The sequence below is a fragment of the Agromyces sp. Y182 genome, from assembly GCF_059445385.1.
The window spans coordinates 197119-215401 of record NZ_JCAIUF010000002.1; the positions used below are offsets into that span (position 1 = coordinate 197119).

At 68.3% G+C, this 18283-nt stretch carries 19 protein-coding genes; 14 read left to right on the forward strand and 5 right to left on the reverse strand.

The window, feature by feature from the left end; genetic code table 11:
• The first annotated feature begins 5 nt into the window (after nt 1-5).
• From ybeY to leuA, 8 genes are all read left to right on the forward strand, one after another.
• On the forward strand, nt 6-467 hold the full coding sequence (ybeY, locus tag AC1C2R_RS15485) for an rRNA maturation RNase YbeY (protein ID WP_495354203.1): 462 nt from the start codon (nt 6-8) through the stop codon (nt 465-467).
• Nucleotide 468: 1 nt separating this feature from the next.
• Nucleotides 469-1785: a hemolysin family protein gene (locus AC1C2R_RS15490; RefSeq protein WP_495380549.1), complete on the forward strand. Its 1317-nt coding sequence runs from the start codon at nt 469-471 to the stop codon at nt 1783-1785.
• Nucleotides 1778-2671, forward strand: coding sequence for a GTPase Era (gene era / locus AC1C2R_RS15495; protein ID WP_495380550.1), 894 nt, complete (start codon nt 1778-1780; stop codon nt 2669-2671). Before AC1C2R_RS15490 ends, era begins: the two co-directional genes overlap by 8 nt.
• 92 nt (nt 2672-2763) lie before the next feature.
• Entirely contained in the window at nt 2764-3957 is a 1194-nt protein-coding gene (locus AC1C2R_RS15500) for a sensor histidine kinase (protein WP_495354199.1), read from the forward strand.
• On the forward strand, nt 3954-4628 hold the full coding sequence (locus AC1C2R_RS15505) for a response regulator (protein ID WP_495380551.1): 675 nt from the start codon (nt 3954-3956) through the stop codon (nt 4626-4628). Before AC1C2R_RS15500 ends, AC1C2R_RS15505 begins: the two co-directional genes overlap by 4 nt.
• Before the next feature lie 211 nt (nt 4629-4839).
• Nucleotides 4840-5601 carry an ABC transporter ATP-binding protein gene (locus AC1C2R_RS15510; RefSeq protein WP_495354197.1) on the forward strand — a complete coding sequence of 254 codons (762 nt, stop codon included), beginning with the start codon at nt 4840-4842 and terminating at the stop codon, nt 5599-5601.
• A complete protein-coding gene (locus AC1C2R_RS15515) occupies nt 5601-6998 on the forward strand; it encodes an ABC transporter permease (RefSeq protein WP_495380552.1) in 1398 nt (465 codons plus the stop codon). The genes AC1C2R_RS15510 and AC1C2R_RS15515 overlap by 1 nt, the downstream gene beginning before the upstream one ends.
• 226 nt (nt 6999-7224) lie before the next feature.
• Entirely contained in the window at nt 7225-9000 is a 1776-nt protein-coding gene (leuA, locus tag AC1C2R_RS15520; protein WP_495354195.1) for a 2-isopropylmalate synthase, read from the forward strand.
• 109 nt (nt 9001-9109) lie between these two features.
• On the opposite strand, the gene AC1C2R_RS15525 is transcribed toward leuA, so the two are convergent.
• A complete protein-coding gene (locus AC1C2R_RS15525) occupies nt 9110-9769 on the reverse strand; it encodes a trimeric intracellular cation channel family protein (protein ID WP_495354194.1) in 660 nt (219 codons plus the stop codon).
• Nucleotides 9770-9864: 95 nt separating this feature from the next.
• Here AC1C2R_RS15525 and recO point away from each other — a divergent pair, with 95 nt between their 5' ends.
• A complete protein-coding gene (gene recO, locus AC1C2R_RS15530; protein WP_495354193.1) occupies nt 9865-10602 on the forward strand; it encodes a DNA repair protein RecO in 738 nt (245 codons plus the stop codon).
• Nucleotides 10599-11405 (forward strand): isoprenyl transferase, encoded by an 807-nt coding sequence (locus tag AC1C2R_RS15535; RefSeq protein WP_495354192.1) that lies wholly within the window; start codon nt 10599-10601, stop codon nt 11403-11405. The genes recO and AC1C2R_RS15535 overlap by 4 nt, the downstream gene beginning before the upstream one ends.
• A gap of 24 nt (nt 11406-11429) precedes the next feature.
• Here the strand turns inward: AC1C2R_RS15535 and AC1C2R_RS15540 are convergent, their stop codons facing one another.
• The 3 genes from AC1C2R_RS15540 to AC1C2R_RS15550 are packed head-to-tail and all read right to left on the reverse strand — an operon-like array spanning nt 11430 to nt 14333.
• Complete coding sequence (locus AC1C2R_RS15540) at nt 11430-13127, reverse strand: ABC1 kinase family protein (RefSeq protein WP_495380553.1); 1698 nt, start codon at nt 13125-13127, stop codon at nt 11430-11432.
• A 26-nt stretch (nt 13128-13153) separates the two neighbouring features.
• Nucleotides 13154-13720, reverse strand: coding sequence for a PadR family transcriptional regulator (locus tag AC1C2R_RS15545; protein ID WP_495354190.1), 567 nt, complete (start codon nt 13718-13720; stop codon nt 13154-13156).
• Between the two features lie 46 nt (nt 13721-13766).
• Nucleotides 13767-14333, reverse strand: a complete 567-nt coding sequence (locus tag AC1C2R_RS15550) for a P-loop NTPase family protein (protein WP_495380554.1) — start codon at nt 14331-14333, stop codon at nt 13767-13769.
• A 94-nt stretch (nt 14334-14427) separates the two neighbouring features.
• Here AC1C2R_RS15550 and AC1C2R_RS15555 point away from each other — a divergent pair, with 94 nt between their 5' ends.
• Nucleotides 14428-15093 carry a DsbA family oxidoreductase gene (locus AC1C2R_RS15555; RefSeq protein WP_495381104.1) on the forward strand — a complete coding sequence of 222 codons (666 nt, stop codon included), beginning with the start codon at nt 14428-14430 and terminating at the stop codon, nt 15091-15093.
• Nucleotides 15090-15221, forward strand: a complete 132-nt coding sequence (locus AC1C2R_RS15560; protein WP_495354188.1) for a hypothetical protein — start codon at nt 15090-15092, stop codon at nt 15219-15221. Before AC1C2R_RS15555 ends, AC1C2R_RS15560 begins: the two co-directional genes overlap by 4 nt.
• Before the next feature lie 30 nt (nt 15222-15251).
• On the opposite strand, the gene AC1C2R_RS15565 is transcribed toward AC1C2R_RS15560, so the two are convergent.
• On the reverse strand, nt 15252-15728 hold the full coding sequence (locus tag AC1C2R_RS15565) for an aminoacyl-tRNA deacylase (RefSeq protein WP_495354187.1): 477 nt from the start codon (nt 15726-15728) through the stop codon (nt 15252-15254).
• Nucleotides 15729-15819: 91 nt separating this feature from the next.
• Between AC1C2R_RS15565 and dusB the strand changes: the two genes are divergently transcribed.
• Both dusB and AC1C2R_RS15575 read left to right on the forward strand, forming a co-directional pair.
• Nucleotides 15820-16977, forward strand: coding sequence for a tRNA dihydrouridine synthase DusB (gene dusB / locus AC1C2R_RS15570; protein ID WP_495354186.1), 1158 nt, complete (start codon nt 15820-15822; stop codon nt 16975-16977).
• A gap of 2 nt (nt 16978-16979) precedes the next feature.
• Complete coding sequence (locus AC1C2R_RS15575) at nt 16980-18236, forward strand: deoxyguanosinetriphosphate triphosphohydrolase (protein WP_495380555.1); 1257 nt, start codon at nt 16980-16982, stop codon at nt 18234-18236.
• Nucleotides 18237-18283 lie beyond the last annotated feature (47 nt).

The following is an 18283-nucleotide window of genomic DNA, read 5'->3' on the forward strand; positions in this document are numbered from 1 at the left end:
ACGGCGTGAGCATCGAGATCAACAACGAGTCGGCGATCGAAGTCGATGAGGCCGCCATCCAGCGATTGGCCGTCTACGCGCTCGATGCGATGCACGTGCACCCAGACGCTGAGCTCGCGATCGTGCTCGTCGACGAGGGGGCGATGGAGCAACTGCACGTGCAGTGGATGGACGAGCCCGGCCCCACCGACGTGCTGAGCTTCCCGATGGACGAGCTGCGGCCCGGCACCGAGGAGTCGCCAACGCCACCGGGACTGCTCGGCGATGTCGTGCTGTGCCCGCAGGTGGCCGAAGCGCAGGCACGCGCAGCGGGGCATCCGCTCAACGACGAACTGATGCTGCTGACCACCCACGGAATCCTCCACCTGCTCGGCTTCGACCACGCCGAGCCGGCAGAAGAGAAAGAGATGTTCGGCGTCCAGCGCGACATCCTCGTCGGGTTCTCCATGCAGGAGCGGCGCCGCTGACATGCAGCCGTGGATCTTCCTCGGCGCGGCCTTCGTGCTTGTCGCATTCGGCGGGCTCATGGCCGCAGTCGATTCGGCCATCGCGTCGAGCTCGCGTGCCGACGTGACCGAGCTCGCGCTCGAGTCTCGTGCCCGGCGCTCGCTCCTCGCGATCGCCGACGACACCGGCGCGCACGTCAATGCGGTCAACTTCATGCGCATCATCGCCGAGACGACTGCAGCGGTGCTCGTGACCCTCGCCTTCGCGTCGTTCCTCGACAATGTGTGGCTCGTGCTGCTGTACTCGGCGCTCATCATGACTGCCGTGTCGTTCGTGCTCGTCGGCACCAGTCCGCGCAGCGTGGGCCGAGTCAACGCAGCGATGGTGCTGCGACTGACCGCGCCGCTCGTGCATTTCCTGCGCGTATTGCTCGGGCCGCTGGCCGGCGCCCTCGTCTCGCTCGGGAACCGGGTCACCCCTGGGCGGGCCCGGTTCGGCGGTGTCTCGAGCGAAGAGGAACTGCTCAGCATGGTCGACGAGGCGACCGAGCTCGACGTGCTCGAAGAGGGCGACCGTGAGCTCATCCACTCGATCTTCGAGTTCAACGACACGGTCGTTCGCGAGGTCATGGTGCCGCGTACCGACATGATCACGATCGAGTCGTCGGCGCATCTCTCGCACGCCATGGCAGTCTTCCTGAACGCCGGCTACTCGCGCGTTCCAGTGATCGAGCGTGACGCAGACGACGTCACCGGCATCCTCTATCTGCGCGATCTGGCCCGTCTCAGTTTCGAGCGCCCGCTCGACGCTGAGGGACTCACTGTCGGCGAACTCGTGCGACCGGCGGTGTTCGTTCCCGAATCGATGAAGGCCGACGCGCTTCTGCGTCAGATGCAGCTCGAGTCGAACCACCTCGCGATGGTCGTCGACGAGTACGGCGGCATCGCCGGACTCGTGACGCTGGAAGACCTGATCGAGGAACTCGTCGGCGACATCTCCGACGAGTACGACCGCGAGGCCGCTCAAGTCGAAGAGCTGGGTGATGGGCGGTTCCGCGTGAATGCGCGATTGCCGGTCGACGAGCTCGGCGAGCTCTTCGGCCTCGACCTCGACGACGAAGACGTCGACTCAGTGGGCGGCCTGCTCGCGAAAGAGCTCGGCCGCCTCGCGCTGCCGGGTGAACGCGTCACCGTGTCGGGCCTCGTGCTCGAGGCGGAGCGTACGGAAGGCCGACGCAAGCGCATCTCGACGATCCTCGTCGAACGCGATCAGGCGCTCATCGACGTGCAGAGCGCGTTCGAGTCGAGCGGCCCCGATGGAAGGAACAGCCGTGGCTGAGTACCGTGCCGGATTCGTCTCGTTCGTCGGGAGACCCAACGTCGGCAAGTCGACGCTCACGAACGCGCTCGTGGGTGAGAAGGTCGCCATCACGAGCTCGAAGCCGCAGACGACGCGGCGCGCCATTCGCGGCATCGTGCACCGCGAGAACGGCCAGCTCATCCTCGTCGACACCCCAGGATTGCACCGGCCGCGCACCCTGCTCGGCGAGCGTCTCAACGCCCTCGTGCAATCGACGCTCGGCAACGTCGACGTGATCGCGTTCTGCGTGCCTGCGAACGAGCCGATCGGCCCCGGAGATCGATTCATCAACGAGCAGCTCGAGCACTATCCGCGGGCCAAGAAGGTCGCGATCGTCACGAAGACGGATGCCGCGTCGAAGAAGCAGATCGCCGAGCACTTGCTCGCGGTGTCGGAGCTCCGCGAGTGGGCGGCGATCATTCCCGTGTCGGCGCCGCGCGGTGAGCAGCTCGATGTGCTCGTCGCCGAGCTGCTGGCGCTCCTTCCCGAGTCCGAGCAGCCGCTGTATCCGGCAGAGACCCTGACCGACGAAGACCCGGCCGAGCGCATCGCCGAGTTCATCCGCGAGGCCGCGCTCGAGGGCGTCTCCGACGAGCTGCCGCACTCGATCGCGGTCACCGTCGACGACATGGTCGAGCGAGAAGACAAAGACCTGCTCGAGATCTACGCGAATCTCTACGTCGAGCGCGACAGTCAGAAGGGCATCATCATCGGCAAGGGAGGGTCGCGCCTGCGCGAGGTCGGCACGACCGCTCGGGCACAGATCGAGGGCCTACTCGGCCGCAAGGTGCACCTCGCGTTGCACGTGAAGGTCGCAAAGGAGTGGCAGCGCGACCCGAAGCAGCTCGGCCGCCTCGGCTTCTGACCCGGTCCGGGGAGTCTCGCTCGCGTACCTCTCGAGGATGATTCCGGGCGCCGGCTGAAGCTGTGCCACCGGTGAGCGCGTACGGTGGATCGGTGCCCACCCCGATCAGCCGCGCGAAACTCACGACCGACATCGTGCTCGCAGGCGTGTTCGCGCTCGTGTGCCTCCCGCTCGCGTTGCTCGGCGCCGCGCCCGATGTCGCGGTGCTCATCGTCTTCGCCGGGGCGCTCGCGGTGCGCCGGTATTCGCCCGGGTGGTCGCTCGGGCTCGCCTGGGCCGCGGCGCTCGCGCAGATGCTGATGCTGCGCGACCTGCAGCTCTACGACGTCGCAGTCTTCGGCGTGCTCTACTCGAGCGCGGCACACGGCGGCCGAGTCGTGAAGTGGCTGGGCCTCGCGTCGGCGGGCGTCGGCGCCCTGCTCGCGACCGGGTATCTCGCGCTCATCAAACCGCTCATCGACAACGCCGGCTTCCTCGGTCCGCAGGACACGGTCAGCACGCTGATCCTGACCGTCGTGCTCTTCGTCGCATCGATCGCCGTGTTCGTACTGTCGTGGACGGCGGGCCTGCTCGTGCGCTCGGTGCGCGACACGCGTGAAGTGCGCCGGCGTGAAGACGCGGCGAACCGCGAACGAGAGCTGGTCGAGTACCGCTACGTCGTCGAACAGGAGCGCAACCGCATCGCCCGCGACATGCACGACGTCGTCGCGCATTCGCTCGCGGTCGTGATCGCTCAGGCCGACGGCGCCCGGTTCGCAGCCCCATCGCGCCCTGAGGCCGCCGTCGATGCACTCGGCACGATCGCCGGTGTCGCCCGCGGCGCTCTCGGTGACGTGCGCCTGCTCCTCGCAGAGCTCCGTCACGATGAGGCGGGCGCACCCCAGCCGGTGCTCGACGACCTCGACGGATTGCTCGAGCAGGTGCGCGCGGCGGGCCTCGACGTGCGCTTCGCCGAGATCGGCGAACGGCTGCCGCTCGGCACCGGCCACCAGATCGCGGTCTACCGCATCGCGCAGGAAGGCCTGACCAATGCCCTGCGACACGGCGACGTGAGCGCGCCGGTGCACCTCGAGCTGGCCTGGGACGCCGAAGGCGTGGCGATCACGCTCGTGAACGCCAGAAAGGCGGATGCCGCTTCGCCCGAGTCGCACGCGTTCCGCCACGGGATCCCCGGCATGCGCGAGCGAGCTCAACTCACGGGTGGCACGTTGCGCGCGGAGGCGGGCGACGACGGCCTGTTCCGGCTCATCGCACGTATTCCGGCGCAGGCGGGAAGGCCCGCATGAGCGACATCCGGGTCGCACTGGTCGACGACCAGGCCTTGTTCCGTGCCGGCGTGCGCATGCTCATCGAATCGCAGCCCGACCTCGAGGTGGTCGGCGAAGCGGGCGATGGTGCGGCCGCGGTCGTCCTGGCGGCGCGCGAGCGACCCGATGTCGTGCTCATGGACGTGCGCATGCCGGTGCAGGACGGCATCGCCGCGACCGAGCAGATCCTCGCGGCTGCCGAGCGCGACGGAGTCGTTCCCCCGAGGATCCTCGTGCTCACGACCTTCGATCTCGACGAGAACGCGGCTCGTGCGATCCGCGCAGGGGCGAGCGGGTTCGTGCTGAAGGACGCCGACCCCGAGTTCCTGCTCGCGGCGGTGCGCACGGTGCATCAGGGCAACCAGGTGATCGCTGCCGCAGCGACCCGCGCGCTGTTCGCCCATGTCGGGCGGGGCAGTGGCCGGCGCCCGGCGCCAGCCGCATGGACGGACCTCACCCCGCGTGAACGCGAGATCTTCGGTCTCGCGGCCCGCGGGCTCAGCAACGGCGAGATCGCGGCATCCGAGTTCCTCTCGGAGGCGACGGTGAAGACGCATATCAGTCGTATCCTCGCCAAGCTCAGCCTGCGCGATCGCGTGCAGCTCGTGGTGTTCGCCTACGAGCACGATCTCGACGCTCCGGCTCCCTGAGTTCGTCGAAGGGAGTCGCCGACGACAGGAGCGCTCGACAGGAGCGCCTCGACAGGCTCAGCGAGCCAGGCTCAGCGAGCCGGACCGGCGAGGTCTCGATACGGCGCTGGCGCGCCTACTCGACCGACGAATGGGATCATCCCAGAGGATGACGGCGAACCATCCATTCGCCGGATGCCTCGACACCCGCGCCGTCCGTAACGTCGATGACATGCAGATCCAACCCTCTGACCTCGGCCTGATCGCCCGCGTCGCCGAACTCGGCAAGCGCTACGGAGACGGCCCGGGTGCCGTCACTGCCCTCGACGATGTCTCGCTCGGCCTCCGCCGCGGAGAGTTCACCGCCATCATGGGCCCATCGGGATCGGGCAAGTCGACGCTCATGCACATCATGGCCGGGCTCGACTCGCCGAGTGGTGGGCGGGTGTGGCTCGGCGACACCGATATCACCGAGCTCTCGGATTCGGCTTTGACCGTGCTGCGGCGACGCCGGATCGGCTTCATCTTCCAGTCGTTCAACCTCGTGCCGACACTCGACGTGCGCGGCAACGTCATGCTTCCGTTCGATCTCGACGGGCGCCGGCCCACGCGCGAGGAGCAGGGCTGGATCGACGAACTCTTCGACACGCTGGGCCTGCGTTCCCGCATCGGGCATCGACCGCACGAACTGTCAGGCGGCCAGCAGCAGCGCGTCGCGATCGCCAGGGCTTTGGCCACCCGGCCCGACCTCGTGTTCGCCGACGAGCCCACCGGCAATCTCGACTCGCGCACCGGTCGCGAGGTGCTCGGGCTCCTCGCCGCGGCCAGCGCCCGATACGGCCAGTCGATCGCCATGGTGACGCACGACCCGATCGCGGCGAGCCACGCCGACCGCATCCTCTTCCTCGCCGACGGTCGGATCGTCCGCGATTCGGGGCGCTCGACGGCCGGGGAGATCTCGACCTTCATGCTGTCCATGGAGGCGGCGGCCTGATGCGCAGCCAATTCAGGGATCAATGGCCGACGCTCATCGTTGCAACCCTCGCGGGCAGCTTCGGAGTCGCCCTGCTGCACGTCACCGGGCTGCTCGGTGCTGTGGTCGCCGCCGACGACGTCACCGGCTCGAGCGCGACGGTCGCGCTCATGCTCGGGATCGTCGCGAGCGTCTTCATCGTCGTCGCGATCTACGTTTCCGCCATCGTCACCGCCAACACGGTCTCGACGGTCGTCGCCGGGCGCACGCGCCTCATCGCGTTGCTCCGCCTGATCGGCTCGAGCGCGAGGACCCAGCGTGCGCAGGTCGCCAAAGAGGGGTTCCTCATCGGTGTCGTGGGAGCCGCCGTCGGTGTCGTCATCGGTTCTGGCCTCGCGTTCGCGCTCGAGGAGGTCGCGGTGCGGGTCGACCTGCTCCCTGCAACCGACTACGACTATCTGAACCCCCAGGTCGCCCTGCCTGCGATCGCGGTCGTGTTGACGACGTGGCTCGCGTCGTGGGTCGGATCGCGCCGGGTGCTCGCCGTGAGTCCCGTCGAAGCAATCGGCAATGCGAACGAGCACGACCGCAGCGAGGTCACCGCGCAGCGCGCGCGCAACGTGATCGCCCTCGCGCTCGTCGTGGTGGGGCTCGTGCTGGTCGCGCTCGGGGTCATCGCGGGGTTGGTCAGCCCGTTCGGGGTCTTCATCGGGCTCGTCGGCGGCGTGGTCTCGTTCACGGGCATCGTGCTCGGTGCGCACCTGGTGATGCCGCCGGTGCTGCGGCTCGTCGGCCGGATGCTCGGGAGTTCGCCGGCCGCCCGGCTCGCAGCGGAGAACGCGGTGCGCCACCCCGAGCGCAGCTCGCGCATGACGATCGGCCTCGTGATCGGCGTGACGCTCGTGACGACCTTCAGCGTCACGATGCAGTCCTATCGCGACATCATCGCGGCGGCGCAGCGGGCCCAACCCGAGGTGTATCAGGGCATCGACGAGACGATGAACGTCACGGTGACGGTCTTCACCGTGCTGATCGGCTTCAGCGCCCTCATCGCCGCGATCGGCATGGTCAACACGCTCTCGCTCAGTGTGTTGCAGCGCACTCGCGAGCTGGGCCTGCTGCGGGCGCTCGGCTTCGATCGCCGGCAGCTGCGAGCGATGATCGTCGCCGAGAGCGCGTCGCTCACGATCGCGGCGACCCTGACGGGGCTCGTGCTCGGTTTCGTGTACGGCTGGGCGGGGGCGCAGGCGCTGCTCGGCAACGTGAACGGCAGCCCAGGCATCGTGCTGCCGGGCATTCCGTGGGCGATGTTCGGTGTGCTCATCGTCGCGGCCGGCGTGTTGACGATCGTGGCCTCGATCGCTCCGGCCCGGCGTGCGATGCGCGTCTCGCCGGTCGTCGCCCTCGCGGCCGACTAGGGACTCACGACGCGAGGTGAAGAAGGGGAACGGAACGAGCGGATGCATCGGAATGCATCCGCTCGTTCCGTCATGTTGCGCGCCCGGCCAGGCGCGGTGTTAGCCTTGCCGTGTGCTTCACGGCCTGCTTCTCCTTAGCTGCCGCAGCGAGTCCTAGTTCTCAGGCCTCCCTCGCTGCGGAGTTCGTCGTCGGCTGAAACCCATCCGTAAGCGAGAAGAGCACCTCATGCAGAACACCCAGAAGCCGTCTTCGATGCCCGTGCATCGCTACCGTGCGTTCCACGAGCAGATCCACGTCGATCTGCCCGATCGCACGTGGCCGTCCAAGCGCATCGAACGGGCGCCGCGTTGGTGCGCGGTCGACCTCCGTGACGGCAACCAGGCCCTCATCGACCCGATGAGCCCCGAGCGCAAGCGCATCATGTTCGACCTGCTGGTCAAGATGGGCTATAAGGAGATCGAGGTCGGGTTCCCGTCGGCAAGCCAGACGGACTTCGACTTCGTGCGCAGCCTCATCGAAGAGGGCGCGATCCCCGACGACGTCACGATCCAGGTGCTGACGCAGGCCCGCGATCACCTCATCGAGCGCACGTACGAGTCGATCTCCGGCGCGAAGCAGGCCATCGTGCACCTGTACAACTCGACGAGCATCCTGCAGCGCGAGGTCGTCTTCCGCACCGATAAGCAGGGCATCATCGATATCGCGCTGCACGGCGCGCGCAAGTGCCGTGAGATGGAATCGACCGTCCCCGGCACGACGGTCTACTACGAGTACTCGCCCGAGAGCTACACGGGCACCGAGCTCGAGTTCGCGGTCGACGTGTGCAACCAGGTCATCGAGATCTTCGAGCCGACGCCCGAGCGCAAGGTCATCATCAACCTGCCGGCGACGGTCGAGATGGCCACGCCCAACGTCTACGCCGACTCGATCGAATGGATGTCGCGGCACCTCGCCCACCGCGAGAATGTGATTCTCTCGCTGCACCCCCACAACGACCGCGGCACGGCCGTCGCCGCCGCCGAACTCGGGTATCTCGCCGGCGCCGACCGCATCGAAGGCTGCCTGTTCGGCAATGGCGAGCGCACCGGCAACGTCGACCTCGTCGCTCTCGGCATCAACCTGTTCACGCAGGGCATCGACCCGCAGATCGACTTCTCCGACATCGACGAGGTCAAGCGCACCGTCGAGTACTGCAACCAGCTGCCGGTGCCAGAGCGTCACCCGTGGGCCGGTGACCTCGTCTACACGGCGTTCTCGGGCTCGCACCAAGACGCCATCAAGAAGGGCTTCGAGGCGATGGATGCCGAGGCGGAGCGCCGCGGTGTCGCACTCGGTGAGCTCGAATGGGCGGTGCCGTACCTGCCCGTCGACCCGCGCGACCTCGGACGCAGCTACGAGGCCGTCATCCGTGTGAACTCGCAATCGGGCAAGGGAGGGGTCGCCTACCTCCTGAAGACCGATCACGCACTCGACCTGCCGCGCCGCCTGCAGATCGAGTTCTCGGGCGTCGTGCAGGCCAAGACCGACGCCGAGGGCGGCGAGGTCTCGAGCGATGAGATCTGGCGCGTCTTCAACGACGAGTACCTGCCGGCGCCCCAGGAGCACCCCGACGAGAAGTGGGGTCGCTTCGAACTGCTGTCGCTGCGCACCGAGAGCGCGCTCGACGGGGTCGTCAACGTGCGCGTCGGGCTGCGCGACGGCGAAGAGCGGGTCGAGGCCGACGCGAGCGGCAACGGTCCCATCTCGGCATTCCTCGCCGTACTCGGCGCAGAGGGCGTCAAGGTGGCGCTGCGCGACTACGTCGAGCACACGCTCGCGGCGAGCGGCAATTCACTCGCTGCCGCGTACGTCGAGCTCGAGGTCGACGGCCGGGTGCTGTGGGGTGTCGGCATCGACGCCGACATCTCGACGGCGTCGCTGAAGGCCGTCGTCTCCGCCGTCAACCGCGCACTGCGCAACGCGGTCGCGTCCGAGGCGGAGCGCGAGTTCGTCGGCGTCTGACGAGTCTCGGATGCCGCGCGCACGAGGTGCGCCCGCGGCATCCGGCGGTGCCACACATCGAGTTGCCCGACTCTGTCCAGAGTCGGGCAACTGGACGCGTGCAGGGTTGTCAGGCTCGACGCCAGACCTTCCAGGTGCCGAGTGCCCGCTGTTCGGGCAGGCTCCAACCGAAGCGCACCGAGCCCAGACGGGTGAGCGTGGTCACGACGACGCACACCGTGGCCGCGATGACCACGTTCACGCCGAGCGCGACGAGTACGACGAGCAGCACAGTGCCGGCCGTTGCGGCGATGGCGTAGAGCGATCCGACGTGCATGAGCGCGATCGGCAGGTTGAGGGCGACATCGCGGAGGATCGATCCGCCCACGGCCGAGAGCACTCCGATGAAGACCGCAGGCACTACCGGCACGCCATAGGCGAGGGCCTTCGAGGTGCCGATCGCGCCGAAGAGCCCGATCGTCACTGCGTCGAGGGCGATGATGAGGCCGTTGAGTTTCGTGAAGACGCGCAACAGTGCCATGCCGAGTAGGGCGGCCGCGGTCGCGATCGGCAGGTACCAGTTGCTCGAGATCGCGGCCGGCAGTTGATTCAGCAGCAGATCGCGCATGAGGCCGCCGCCGAGGCCGACGATGACACCGATGAGGGCAACGCCGAGCAGGTCGATGCGTCGTTCGGTCAGTCGGGCGGCGAACATCGCACCCTGGATCGCGCCGATGGCCACGGCTACGAGGTCGAGCCAGAGGGGGATCGTGAAGAGTGCGTGGTTCACGGCACCAGTGAACCACGCGCCGGAAGCGCGAGGAGACAACCGCGCCGCGGCATCCGCTTCGGCCGGTTCTGCTGCGCGGGGTGGGAGAATGAAGGGTGCCCGTGTATCGAGATGAAGCCGTTGTGCTCCGCACCCACAAGCTGGGTGAGGCCGACCGCATCGTCACGCTGTTGACGCGGCAGCACGGCAAGGTTCGCGCGGTCGCGAAGGGGGTGCGGCGCACCGGTTCGAAGTTCGGCTCCCGGCTCGAGCCGTTCATGGTCGCCGACCTGCAGTTGTACGAGGGCCGCAGCCTCGACGTCGTCACGCAGGCGGAGTCGCTCGGCTCCTACGGCGCGCTCATCACTCAGGACTACTCGGCATACACCGCGGCGAACGCCATGGTCGAGGCCGCCGACAAGCTCACCGAGGCCGAGGGCTCGCTGCAGCAGTACCTGCTGCTCGTCGGCGCCCTGCGCTCGCTCTCGAGGAGCGAACACGGGGCGAGCCTCACGCTCGATTCGTACCTGCTGCGCGCGCTCGCGCTTGCGGGCTGGGCGCCGAGCTTCCAGGACTGTGCCCGCTGCGGCAAGGTGGGCGAGCACACCGCGGTCGTCGTGCAGCTCGGCGGCGTGGTCTGCGACGAATGCGCACCGCCCGGCACTCCGCGCATCGCGGGTTCCACTGTGGCGCTGCTCGGCGCCTTACTCGCCGGGGACTGGGCGTTCGCGAAGGCCTCGAGCGACCGCGACCGGGGCCAGGCGAGCGGCATCATCGCCGCCTACACCCAATGGCACCTCGAGCGGGGTCTTCGCTCGTTGCCGCACGTATCCAGGGAGACGACCGCCCAGTGAGTCCGAAGCCCTTCACCCACCGTGACGCGGTTCCCTACCGGCCGATCGACTGGACGGGTCTGTATCCGCCCGAGCTGCCGAAAGGGGCGGTGCCCGAGCACGTCGCCATCGTCATGGACGGCAACGGCCGATGGGCCAACAAGCGCGGCCTCACTCGCATCGAGGGGCACAAGGCGGGCGAGGTGGCACTGCTCGACGTCGTGGCCGGCGCGATCCAGGCCGGCGTGAAGCACCTCTCGGTGTACGCCTTCTCGACCGAGAACTGGAAGCGTTCGCCCGAAGAGGTGCGCTTCCTCATGGGCTACAACCGCGACGTGCTGCATCGGCGGCGCGACCAGCTCAACGAGTGGGGGGTGCGCATCCGATGGGCGGGGCGACGGCCGCGGCTCTGGGCCTCGGTGATCAAGGAACTGCAGTTCGCTGAGACGCTCACCGCGGGAAACGACACCCTCACCCTCACCATGTGCGTCAACTACGGCGGGCGCACCGAGATCGCCGACGCGGTGCGGTCGATCGCCGACGACGTGGCATCCGGCCGCCTTCGTCCCTCGGCCGTGTCGGAGAAGCTCATCGCGAAGCGGCTCTACGTGCCCGAACTGCCCGACGTCGACCTGTTCGTGCGCAGCTCGGGGGAGCAGCGCACGTCGAACTTCATGCTCTGGCAGTCGGCCTACGCCGAGATGGTGTTCCTCGATACGCTCTGGCCAGACTTCTCGCGCGTCGATCTCTGGCAGGCCATCGAGTTGTACGCAGGCCGTAACCGCCGCTTCGGCGGCGCAGTGGATACGCCGACCGTCAGCTGAAGCAGGGCCGCTGGCGCCCCGTTGTCACCGCCCGCGCCGTCGGAAGAGGCCGGCGAACAGGGCGTGCAGCAGCGGCAGCACCGAGAGCGCAACGAGGGTCGTGCTGAGCGCCGGGTTCGGCGTGGCGAGCAATGCGCCGCCGATGAGCAGGGCCGCGAAGAGCAGGGCGGAGACGACCCGGCGAGCGAGCCCTTCGATGCGATCGATGCGCTGCTCGAGCCGTGAGGTGTCGAAGGACAACCTGCCCTCGTCGGCCTTGGTGATGAGCGCATCGATGCGATTCGGCAACTGCCAGACCAGTTTCGCGTTCGTCGCGGCCTGCGCCCCGAGATCTTGTGCGAGGTTGCCGCGCTCCTCGTTCAGGAGCTGTGTGGCGTAGGGCTCGACCGCCTCCCACACATTGAACTCGGGGTCCAGTGCGCTGCACATGCCCGACGTCAGGGCCAGCGCCCGGAACAGAAGGAGCAGTTGCTCGGGCAGCTGGAAGGGCAGCGAGCGCATGACGTCGCCGAACTCGTCGCCGAAGTCGCTGAGCTCGCGCGGATCGACGTCTTTCAGCTGGGCGAATCCCAAGCCGCCGAACCGCGCGAAGAGCTGGGTGAGGGCGCGCTCGAGCTCACCGGTGTCGGCCGACGGCAGGAGTACGCCGATCTGCTGTGCCGCCTGGATCATGCCGCGACCGTCGCGCGCGGCGACGGCGATGACGAGGGTGCGGAGGCCGGCTCGCAGTTCGGCGGGCACCTCGGCCATCATGCCGAAGTCCACGAAGGTGAGCCGCCACTGCGCAGCGGTGCCAGGAGTGGCCGCGCCCGCAGAGGCGGCGCCCGCAGCTGCCACGCCCGGGGTGACGAAGATATTGCCCGGGTGCGGGTCGGCGTGCACGAAACCGTGCGTGAACACCTGCTCGAACATGCTCTCGGCGAAGACCCGGGCCACCTCGCCAGGTGCGATGCCCGCAGCACGCAGCGCAGCGGTGTCATTGATCTTGATCGCCGTCACGTCCTCGAGCGTGAGCACGCGCCGAGTTGTACGCTCCCACACGATCGCGGGAGCGGCGACCCGGGAGTCGTCGGCGAAGGCTTCGGCGAATCGTTCACCGCTCGCGGCCTCGTGCAGGTAGTCGATCTCTTCGAGGCAGGTCGCCGCGAACTCCTCGACGAGCGCTGGTGCGTCGACCCGGTCGGACACGATTCGGACGCGCTGCACCCAGCCGGCGATGCGGCGGAGGGCCGCGAGGTCGACCGCGACGATCTGATCGATGCCCGGCCGCTGCACCTTGACCACCACGTCGACGAGTCCGGTGTCAGCGGTATCGCCATCGGCGAGTCGTGCGCGATGCACCTGGCCGAGTGAGGCGGCGGCGACCGGCGTCTCGTCGACGCGGGCGAACACCCGCTCGAGCGGGGCACCGAGCTCGGCCTCGGCGAGCGCTCGGATCGCCGGGAACGGCTCGGCCGGCACTTCGTCTTGCAACCCCTCGAGCTCGGCGGTGATCTCGGGCGGGAGCACGTCGAGGCGGGAGGAGAGGAACTGCCCGACCTTGATCATGAGCCCGCCGAGGTCGACCGCGAGAACGCGGAACTGCTGTGCGAGCCGGCGCATCCGTCGTTCCCGCGAGCGCTCGGCGATGCCCGCGAGACCGATGCGGGGGAGCACGAGCTCGAACCACCAGAGCGCCGTGAGTTGGCGCGCCGCGAAGCGCAGAATGCGGCGCGTGCGCACGGGTCGGGCGCCTCCCTCCACCTGGTTCAGCCCTCGGCGAGGATCGAGTAGAGCCCGCGCCGGGTCTCGTCGAGCAGCTCGACCGCTCGCCGCGCCTGCTCGGGCGTGCCGCTGCGGGCGATCTGCGCGGCCGCAGCGGCGAGTTCGACGCCCGCCTTCGACAGTGCGCGGTGCTGGTCGGCCCCCTGCGGCCCTGCTGCCTCCCACGGTGCAGGTCGGTCGGCTCCGGCGGATGCCTCGTCGCGGCCGGCCTCGGTGAGCGAGTAGGTCTTGCGCCCCCGCAGTTCTTCCGCGACGATCAGCCCCTCGTCGGCGAGTAACTGCAGCGTCGGGTACACCGAACCCGCGCTCGGCTTCCATCTGCCGCCGCTGCGCTCTTCGATCTCGTGGATGATCTGGTAGCCGTGCATCGGCTCTTCGCTGAGCAGTGCCAGCACGGCCGCGCGCACGTCGCCCCGCGCCATGCGGGACGAGCCGGGTCGCTGCTCGAACGAAGAGCGCAACTGCTGCATCGCCTCCCAGATCGCGGCGGCGGGCCCGTCGCCCGAGAAGCCAGTTGAGCCGAAGTCTCCTGTGGAGCCTGATCCGTTCATGACGACCTCCTGAGGTGCAATCGAACGATACTCAACGATATATCGTTCAGGCCGGATCGGGAAGGGTGCCCGGGCCGGAGCGTCCGAAGACGTGAGCGATCCAGGCGTCTGCCTCGCGCGGATGCCGCAGCCGAACGACTTCGAGAGCGGGATGACGCGCTTCGGCCGCGGCGACGAGTTCGAGCCGGCCGGCATGCGTGTTCCAGGCCCATCGGACGATGTGCTCGGGGTCGGTGAAGATCGTGTGGAGCGGCGCCTCCCTATTGCCGTTCCAGAGCTCCTCGCGCCGCAGTCGACGGCGCACCGTGCGCGTGATCACTCGCTGCATCACGAGCGGGCGCGAGTAGTCGAGCGAGAGCATCACATCGGCCCGGCCGGCGAGCAGCTCGCGCACGGGCTCGTACAGCCACTCGATGACCCAGCTTTGTTGCGCTGTGAAGGCGTCGACATCGTCCACGAAGCTCGGGCGAGGCGTCCAGTCCGGTCCGTGGAAGAGGGCGTCGATCTCCAGGTACGGCAGGGCGGATGCCGCGGCGATCCGCCGCGCGAGGGTCGACTTGCCTGCCCCGCTCGTGCCTGCGACGAGGATGCGGCGCGGTGCGGGATCGGGCATCATCCGAGCCTATCGAGGTGCTGGTCGTAACGAGTTCGCCGGGTTGAAACTCGCGTGGGGAATACGGTGCACGATGCATCCGTTCGCATACCTCGTGAGTGAAGCCATCAAGATCGACATCTGGTCCGACATCGCGTGCCCGTGGTGCTACATCGGCAAGCGTCACCTCGAGAGCGGAATCGCCTCGCTCGGCGACGACGCGCCTGCCGTCGACATCACGTACCACTCCTTCGAGCTCTCGCCCGACACCCCGCTCGATTTCGAGGGCTCCACGGTCGAGTATCTGGCCGATCGCAAGGGCATGCCGATCGAGCGCGCCGAGCAGATGCTCGAACACGTCACGGGCGTCGCCGCGAACGCCGGACTCGACTACCACTTCGAAAAAGTCGCCCACACGAAGACGCTGAAGGCGCACGAACTCCTGCACTTCGCGAAGGCCAACGGCAAGCAGCTCGAGCTGAAGGAGCGCCTGCTGAAGGCCTACTTCGTCGAGGGCGGGCGCGTGAACCGCATCGACGAGCTCGTGAGCTTCGCCGTCGAGGTCGGCCTCGACGCAGACGAGGCGCGCGAAGCGCTCGAGTCGGATCGCTACGCGTCAGACGTGCAGGCCGACATTGCGCAGGCACAGGACTACGGCATCAACGGTGTTCCGTTCTTCGTGATCGACGGCAAGTACGGCATCTCGGGTGCGCAACCTGCCGAGGTCTTCGCCCAAGCGATCACGCAGGTCGCCGGCGAGCGCGACGGAGCGGCCGCATGAGCGGTCCCGAGGCAGTTCAGGCGACGGATGCTGCTGTGCCCGCGCCGTTCGCGATGATCACGGGCGACCCTTCGGCGATGGTCTGCGAGGGTGACGTCTGCTACATCCCTGGCGCGCCGGTCGAGTAGGCGCGCCAGCGCCGTATCGAGACCCTGCGGCTATTCCGGATCGGAGATGTCAGCCACGGTGGCGCCGAGTGCGTCGATGAGCCGATCGGCGTCGACGAAGAGGCTGCGGCCGTGCTCGCCTGCTCCCATCGAGACGCGCCGGCCGGCGATCGAGGCATCGGCGACGACCGGCCATGCCGTGGTCGAGCCCAGCGGGGTGATCGTGCCGCGTTCGTAGCCCGTCGCGGCGAGCGCGAGCGAGGCATCGGGCAACTGGAGCTTGTTCACCCCGACGAGCGCACGCAGCTTGGGCCAGGAGATCTTGCGACCACCGGGCACGAGGGCGAACAGGAATGCGCCGTCGCTGCGCTTGACGACGAGCGACTTGACGATGTCGGCGGGCGTGATGCCCAGGAGCTCGGCCGCCTCCTCGATGTTGCGCGCTGCCGGGCGCTCGATGATCTCGACGTCGAGGCCTCGTGCAGCGGCATCCGCTCGCACTCGATCTACGCCCGTGAGCTCTGACATCTCGTCCTCCCCAGCCTCGTCTTCCCGTGAATCCTAGGCGCGCATGGCCGAAGCGGGCGAGCCTGCCCCGAACTCTGGGAGAATCTTGGTGATGTCCTCCACCACCATGCTTCCAGCGGGCCCGCTGACGATCGGCGGGCTCGCCCTCGACGTGCCCGTCGTGCTCGCCCCAATGGCCGGCATCACGAACACGGCGTTCCGTCGCCTCTGCCGCGAGTTCGGCGCCGGTCTCTACGTCAGCGAGATGATCACCTCGCGTGCGCTCGTCGAGCGCACTCCCGAGTCGATGCGCCTCATCACGCACCACGAGTCAGAGACGCCGCGCTCGATCCAGCTCTACGGCGTCGACCCGAAGACTGTCGCCGAGGCGGTCACCATGCTCGTCGCCGAAGACCGTGCAGACCACATCGACCTGAACTTCGGATGCCCCGTGCCGAAGGTCACCCGCAAGGGCGGGGGAGCCGCGCTGCCGTGGAAGAGCGGGCTCTTCCGGGACATCGTCGAGGGCGCGGTGCAAGCCGCCGGCGAAATTCCGCTCACGATCAAGATGCGCAAGGGCATCGATGCCGACCACCTCACCTACCTCGAGGCGGGGCGCATCGCCGAAGGCGCGGGTGTCGCCGCAGTCGCACTGCATGCGCGCACCGCCTCGGAGTTCTACTCCGGCGAGGCAGACTGGTCGGCCATCGCGAAGCTCAAAGAGACAGTGACGAGCGTTCCGGTGCTCGGCAACGGCGACATCTGGTCGGCCGATGACGCACTGCGCATGGTCGCCGAGACCGGGTGCGACGGAGTCGTGGTCGGGCGCGGATGCCTCGGTCGTCCGTGGCTCTTCGGCGACCTCGCCGCAGCGTTCCGCGGAGAATCGCAGAGCTTCCAGCCGTCGCTCGGCGAGGTCGCGCAGACGTTCCGGCGCCACGCCGAGCTCCTCACCGAGTTCTTCGACAGCGAAGAACGCGGGTGCCGTGACATCCGCAAGCACGTCGCCTGGTACTTCAAGGGATATCCCGTCGGGGGAGACCTTCGGGCCCGGCTCGCGACGGTCGAGTCCCTCGCCCAGCTCGACGAGCTGCTCGGCACGCTCGACTGGTCGATGCCCTACCCGGGCGAGGGCGCCGAGGGTCCGCGCGGCCGCGCCGGCACTCCCAAGAAGCCGGCGCTGCCCGACGGCTGGCTCGACTCCCAAGAGCTCGTCGGCCACGATCGGGTCACCCTCGTCGACGCCGAACTCGACACGAGCGGCGGCTGAGCGTGCGCGAACGACTCTTCGGCGGATACGAACCCGCCGATACCGAACGCTGGCTCCCCGAACAGCACTCCTCGCGGCGCAGCGACTTCGCTCGCGATCGTGCGAGGCTCCTGCACTCCAGTGCGCTCCGCCGGCTGGCGGCCAAGACCCAGGTGCTGAGCCCCACTGCTGGGCTCGACTTCGCGCGCAATCGGCTCACGCACTCGCTCGAAGTGGCCCAAGTCGGTCGAGAGCTCGCCGAGAGTCTCGGGCTCGACCCCGACGTCGTCGACACCGCTTGCCTCGCGCACGACCTCGGCCACCCGCCCTTCGGCCACAACGGCGAGAAGGCGCTCAACACGTGGGCGATCGACATCGGCGGATTCGAGGGCAACGCGCAGACGCTGCGACTGCTCACGAGGCTCGAGCCGAAGGTGTTCGGCCCCGACGGTCGCAGCTACGGCCTCAACCTCACGAGGGCGAGCCTCGACGCGAGCTGCAAGTACCCGTGGCCCGAAGAGACGAGCGTCGCCGACCCGTCGGGCCGGGCGAAGTTCGGCTTCTACCAGGGTGACGTCGAGGTGTTCCGTTGGCTCCGGGCCGGCGCACCCGAGCGGAGGCTCTGCATCGAGGCGCAGGTCATGGACCTCTCCGACGACATCGCCTACTCCGTGCACGACTTCGAAGACGCCGTGGTCAACGGCTACATCGACGTCGCCGCTCTCGGCGCACGCGTCGATCACGATGGCCTCGTCAGCTCGATGTACGAGTGGATCGGCGGGTCCATCGCCCACGACGAACTCATCGCGGCGTTCGATCGACTCGATTCGCTCGACGGTTGGCTCGACACCTGGGATGGCAGTCGCCGCGACCAAGGCCGTCTGAAGAACCTCACGAGCCAGCTCATCGGTCGCTTCGCGCACGCTGCGACCGCAGCGACTCGGGCGGCGTTCCCGGTCGCGAGCCTCATCCGATTCGACGCCGACGTCGTCGTGCCGCGCGAGATCCAGGCTGAGATCGCGGTACTGAAGGGCATCGTCGCGGCATTCGTGATGTCGCGCAACACCCGGCAGCCGATCTATCACCAGCAGCGGGAGGTGCTCACCTCCCTCGCCGACACGCTCCTCGAAACGGGCGAGCAGCACCTCGACTCGGGGTTCGCCGAAGACTGGCGAGCGGCCGCAGATGATGTTGCGCGCAAACGCGTCGTCGTCGACCAGGTCGCGAGTCTCACCGACCAATCGGCTCTCGCTTGGTACGAGCGCCTCGTGCAGCGCTGAGAACCGATGCCGTCGGCCGGCCGTCGGGACTTCCGGGCGAACTAGGA